The 4113-nt window shown below is 40.6% G+C and carries 4 protein-coding genes; 1 reads left to right on the top strand and 3 read right to left on the bottom strand.

The annotated features are described in order from the left end of the window. The 3 genes from LUQ50_RS15025 to LUQ50_RS15015 form a co-directional block, all read right to left on the bottom strand. The coding region (locus LUQ50_RS15025) for a nucleotide sugar dehydrogenase (RefSeq protein WP_300041089.1) at positions 1 to 1103 on the bottom strand (1103 nt) is incomplete at its 3' end. 2 nt (positions 1104 to 1105) lie between these two features. Further along, positions 1106 to 2185, bottom strand: a complete 1080-nt coding sequence (wecB, locus tag LUQ50_RS15020; protein ID WP_300041087.1) for a non-hydrolyzing UDP-N-acetylglucosamine 2-epimerase — start codon at positions 2183 to 2185, stop codon at positions 1106 to 1108. After that, positions 2182 to 3342, bottom strand: coding sequence for a glycosyltransferase family 4 protein (locus LUQ50_RS15015; RefSeq protein WP_300041085.1), 1161 nt, complete (start codon positions 3340 to 3342; stop codon positions 2182 to 2184). The genes wecB and LUQ50_RS15015 overlap by 4 nt, the downstream gene beginning before the upstream one ends. Positions 3343 to 3546: 204 nt before the next feature. Between LUQ50_RS15015 and LUQ50_RS15010 the strand changes: the two genes are divergently transcribed. Further along, the coding region (locus LUQ50_RS15010) for a tetratricopeptide repeat protein (protein WP_300041082.1) at positions 3547 to 4113 on the top strand (567 nt) is incomplete at its 3' end.

The following is a 4113-nucleotide window of genomic DNA, read 5'->3' as shown; positions in this document are numbered from 1 at the left end:
TCCACTTCAACAATAATCAAATCTGTATTACGTAAGGACTCATCAAAGGAGAGAAGAGGATAATCAAATTTCCGGACAAGAGGATCAAATATTTTTACATTCCATCCCTCTTTTTCGCACAACTTTATCAGTTTCAGAGCGGGTGTCTCACGAGTATCATCAATGTTTCCCTTGTAAGCTACACCCAGGATCGTTATAACCGGGTTTGTTATTCCTTCCTCCTGCAATATTCGTTTTATTTTTGACAGGATAAAAGAAGGCATATTATCATTTATCTCTCTAGCCATTGAGATAATCTTTACATTGCAACTGCTTTCCGTTAAAAACCACGGGTCCACAGCAATACAGTGTCCACCAACCCCAGGGCCCGGAAGGAGAATATTTACCCGTGGATGTTTATTCGCAAGACTGATGGCTTTCCAGACATTAATGCCACTATCTTCAGCCAGCATTGCCAGTTCGTTGGCAAGTGCGATATTTACATCACGAAAGGTATTCTCAACAAGTTTAACGAATTCGGCAGTCCGGATATCAGTTTTATATATGGTTCCCTTGACAAAGGTACGATATAATTCCATGGTGATATCTGCAGACAGGGAATTGATTCCTCCAATTATCCGGTCATTGAATACCATTTCCTTGAAAGTATTTCCTGGAATCGCCCTTTCAGGACAATGGGACAGAAGGATATCTGATCCGACTTTCAGGTGAGAACATTCAATTATCGGGATTACAACCTTTTCACATGCTCCCGGAGGAATCGTCGACTCAATTACCACAAGGTTTCCTGAACAAAGGAATGGGGTGATCGCTTCCACTGCCTGTTTTACATGACGCAGATCTGCCATACGGACTTCTTTGTCAAAAGGCGTTGGAACACAGATGATAAAAACATCTGCAGATACTGGCTGTGTTGAAGCCATTATCCCTGAAGATTTAAGCAATTCATCCATTCCAGGTTCCAGGAATGGAATTTCCTTTCGGTTTATCCTGGATACAATATCCTCATTTATGTCAAACCCGGTAACATCATGTTCCTTTCCAAGTAAAAGAGCCGTTGGAAGACCGATATATCCAAGACCAACAATACAGATTCTTGACATACTTATGCTTCCGATGTGATACTGTTGATTATTCGTTCGCCGGATTTTCCATCCCCAAATGGATTTTTCCAGTCTCTTGCTTTATTCATCATTGTTCTTACACCTGTTATAATCGATCGGGAATCGGATCCAACCAGGATATTCGCCCCGACCTCAATGGTTTCAGGTCTTTCCGTATTATCCCGCAAGGTAACGCAGGGCACCTGCATGATACAGCATTCCTCCTGCAAACCACCTGAATCAGTCAGAACCAGTAACGATTCTTTCTCCAGTAGCAGAAAATCCAGATATCCCAGGGGTTCTGTAAAGAGTAATCCATCCGGGGGAGGTATTCTGAATAATTCAAGTTGTTTTCTTGTTCTCGGGTGTATGGGAAATATAACAGGGTATCCATATTGGAGATATACTTCTCTCACCCCATTTATAATCCCCAGGATTCTCTGTTTATCATCCACATTTTCCTGTCTGTGTGCGGTGAGTACGAAATATTTTCCTGGATGCAGATGCAACGAGCTTATTACAGTCCTTTTTTTGCCGGCAATTTGCAGATTCTGATACACCGCATCAACAATGGTATTGCCACAGACACGGATTTTCCCTACCGGTATTCCTTCATGGATCAGATTCTGTTCTGCTGTCTTTGTCGGAGCAAATAAGTAATCGGAACAATGATCTGCAAGAATCCTGTTTATCTCCTCAGGCATGGAACGATCAAAACTTCTGAGCCCTGCTTCAACATGCCCGATTTGGGTACCCGTCTTGACACCTGCGATCGCTCCAGCCAGGACTGTGTTTGTATCTCCCTGTACCAGAATTACATCTGGGTTTTCATGAAGGAGAACCTTTTCTATACCAATAATCATTCTAGCAGTCTGTTCACCCGGATCTCCGGAACCTGTTTCAAGATTGTAACTTGGCTCAGGCAACTGGAGTTCATCGAAAAAAACCTTGTCCATATTATATGAATAATGCTGGCCGGAATGCAGTATGAAAAAACCGATACCCTGCATGGAACAATACCGGATGATAGGACTCATCTTGATAATTTCAGGCCTGGTACCGAGAATTATCCCGATTTTCATGATCTTCCCTTTTGCATTACTTTTTCATAACAACGATACAGTTCGTTCTCCATCCGGTCCCAAGTATATTCAGCATAGTATCGGTTTTTTGCCTTTATTCTTTTGATTTGGACTGCACGTGGATTATCATAGCACCATTGGATTTTTATAGCAAGATCCTCTATGTTTCCAGGCTCAAAAAAGGTGATCTCTTCTTCGGAAAAGGTAGAGAATATTCCTTTCAAGCTGGAAGAGAGGATCGTCTTATCATGGACAATATATTCAAACAGTTTATTCGGGACACCCCGGTTATTAACCTGGGTATTAAGAAATGGAATAATGCAGACATCAGATACTGAAATATACTCAGACAGAGTATCCAAATTTACCCATCCGGTGAAATGGATATGAGATTCTAACTTTTTCTCCCGGACATATTCCTGCAGTTCATGTAGATACGGACCATCACCAACGATACAAAAGGTCACTGGCAGATCCTGTTTCAACAGATCTATCGCATCAATGACTGTTTGAATACCTCTCCTCTTCCAGATGGTTCCTTCGAACAGAATGATGAACCGGTTTTCCAGGCCGAAGGTACTTTTTGGAACCGATTTTACCGGCATTATATCCAAATCAGGGGAGTTCATCACCACAAATACATCATCCGGGGAGATCCTGTTCCGGGATAAGATAATCTCCTTGTCATAGTTATTTGTACAGATTATGGCGTCTGAAAACAGAATGGAAATTTTTTCTATTAATTCTGCAATTTTTACCAGGAAGTGGGTACTCTGAATATTCAGATTGCTGGAAATTACCTCAGGGAACATATCATGGAGGTCCAGAATAATCCTCGTTTTAAAGGCTAGTTTAAAGGGAATTGCACCGAGTATGAGAAAATCAGGCGGATTGTGAACGTGAATGATGTCATAGGGTTTTTTTATCGCGTATTTGAGGGTTTGAAAAAAACACAGGACAATAAAAACAAGGTACTTTATAAACTGGAGAGAAAGCGAATCCCGTGTATTGTATATGATGGGCAACCGATTAAGGGAAATACCCTGAAATATTTCTTTCTTTGGTTGTCCGTTCTCCTTTATACAAAAAACATCCACGAAAACATACTTTTTCCGTATAGAATTCGCTACAACGACTCTCCGATATGCACGGGGCATAAGCCTGTACATGAACATAGAAATTTTCATGGCATGGATTATTGATACGAGATTATTGTCGAAATTTTCGAATCTTTTATTTATAGCATGTAACGACATAAAACAATTATGATTACATCTATTTATACAAAAACAGGATAAAAATTTTAGTTTCAATAACAAATACTACACCATATGCAAAAAATGTCCCTCCTAATGATATGCATGTTTTTTTGTCTAATAGCGTGTAATGATGCTCTGGGTTCTGCAAATAACTCAAAAGAACAGCACATTCAAATTGCGGACTCATTCTTTATGAAAGGTGATTATGAAAATGCCCTTCTCTACTACAATGAAGCAATAAACCTGACACCAGACGATGTTACGGTGAATAATGACCGAGGAGTTACCCTTCTCCAGTTAAACAGAACAGAGGAAGCTATTGAATCATTCCAGAAAGCCTATTCTCTCTCCCCTGAAAATGCAGTTACCCTGTATAACCTCGGCCGTGGATATCTCTCGTTGAACATTCCGGATAAGGCATACGCATATTTTAACCAGTCATCCAGTTTAAACCAGTCTTTCAAGAAAGGTCTGTTTTACCAGGGAATTATCCAGTACGATGCTGGATCATATACCGAGGCATTACAGTTATTTGAAAGGTACAGCGAATATTACCCGGATGACGTTGCCTCGTATTTCAACCAGGGTCAGTGTTATGAAAAACTGGAGATAATGGACAAGGCAGCAAAGATGTACGATAAGGCACTGTCCATGGATCCAGATTATGCC

This window comes from Methanospirillum sp., assembly GCF_028679455.1.
Classification (GTDB): domain Archaea; phylum Halobacteriota; class Methanomicrobia; order Methanomicrobiales; family Methanospirillaceae; genus Methanospirillum.
The sequence above is the reverse complement of the archived record's forward strand: the minus strand, read 5'-3'. Positions and strand labels throughout refer to the sequence as shown.